This is a genomic window from Vibrio sp. Vb0888, from assembly GCF_033338835.1.
Taxonomy (GTDB): Bacteria; Pseudomonadota; Gammaproteobacteria; order Enterobacterales; family Vibrionaceae; genus Vibrio; species Vibrio alginolyticus.
Map to the genome: position 1 here is coordinate 1 of NZ_JAWOTL010000097.1, position 1,546 is coordinate 1,546.

Sequence of the window (1,546 nt, forward strand, 5' to 3'; positions counted from 1 at the left end):
CACGCACACCATCTATCGTGTTAAACACAAAAATCTGCACAACTTACCTGAGCATGGTGGTGCATTGATTGTGTGCAATCATGTAAGCTACATGGATGCCCTGTTACTGAGTGCCGTATGCCCTCGCTTGATTCGCTTTGTGATGGAAGAAGATTACGCCAACCTGCCGCCGCTAAGACGCTTTTTACGCCGTGCTGGCGTGATACCAATTTCTGCTAGCAACCGAAGTTCTATTCGTCGAGCATTTAACGACGTCGAAGAAGCTCTCAATGAAGGCCATATTGTCTGTATCTTCCCTGAAGGGCGATTGACCTCCGATGGCGAAATGAACGACTTCATGCGTGGCATCGACATTATTCTGCGTCGAAGCCCAGTACCTGTGATTCCGATGGCATTGAAAGGATTGTGGGGCAGTTATTTTAGCCGCGCTAAAGGACGAGCATGCAGAGGGTTCCCGACTCGCTTCTGGTCCAAATTGGAAATTGAAGCTGGCGAACCGGTAGATCCTAGCTCAGCCACCGCACAAACTATGTTCGAAAAAGTGCACGCATTGCGCGGAGATTGGCGATAAACAAAACGTTGAGAATTATTTGAACACACGTTTAGATTATCTGAACGTGTGTTCAAATCATTAAGACAAACTGACCAGATACAGTGCGATATACTCTCGCTTTCACTAACGACAATGAATCATAAATCTTGAACAGAAAGTACATCCCCTTTGGACTGGCACTGCTTTTTTGCTTAACTCCTTTTGTGTCATCCCCTATTGCACTTGTTATTGGCTTCTTACTTGCCAGCTTTGGCTTAGTTCCTACTGAGTTACCCATCGCCTCTTTCACCAAAAAACTGCTTTCTTATTCTATTATCGGTTTAGGGTTTGGTATCAATTTTGAACAGGCATTGTCTGTCACGTCAGATGGTATCGGGCTAATTATCGCTACGATTGTCGGCACACTCGTCATTGGCTCACTCATCGCCAAAGTAATCAAACTCGAAACGACGACTGCGTATCTCATTTCATCCGGAACTGCGATATGTGGTGGCAGCGCAATTGCTGCGGTCGCACCAGCAATCAGAGCCAAAGATGAACAAATAGGTTTGGCACTCGCTACCGTTTTTGTACTCAACTCTCTAGCGTTGTTCATCTTCCCCGTCATTGGTCATGCGTTAAACCTAGACCAACACACCTTTGGGACATGGGCGGCAATTGCGATTCATGATACTTCGTCTGTTGTTGGCGCTGCCTCTGCCTACGGTGAAGAGGCACTGACAACTGCAACCACGCTCAAACTGGCGCGAGCCTTGTGGATCATTCCTGTTGCTTTGATTAGCGCCGTGATTTTCTCACGTGGGAACAAAGAGAACGGTTCGAAAAAGTTAGTGATTCCTTACTTCATTTTCTGGTATTGCGCGGCCATCGCCTTTAGTGATTTCTTCCCACAACTTGAGGTGGTGTATCACGGTATTTTTACCATTGCGAAGCAAGCTCTGGTGGTGTGCTTATTCTTGATAGGATGTAGTATTTCGATTTCGAAACTGAAAT

2 protein-coding genes are annotated in these 1,546 nt (G+C 46.2%); both read left to right on the plus strand.

Translation table 11 applies throughout. The annotated features are described in order from the left end of the window. Nucleotides 1-571 (plus strand): 1-acyl-sn-glycerol-3-phosphate acyltransferase (locus R7P72_RS24125; RefSeq protein WP_318110844.1); only part of this gene is annotated, 571 nt, incomplete at its 5' end. 128 nt (nt 572-699) lie between these two features. Beyond that, the coding region (locus R7P72_RS24130) for a YeiH family protein (RefSeq protein ID WP_318110845.1) at nt 700-1,546 on the plus strand (847 nt) is incomplete at its 3' end.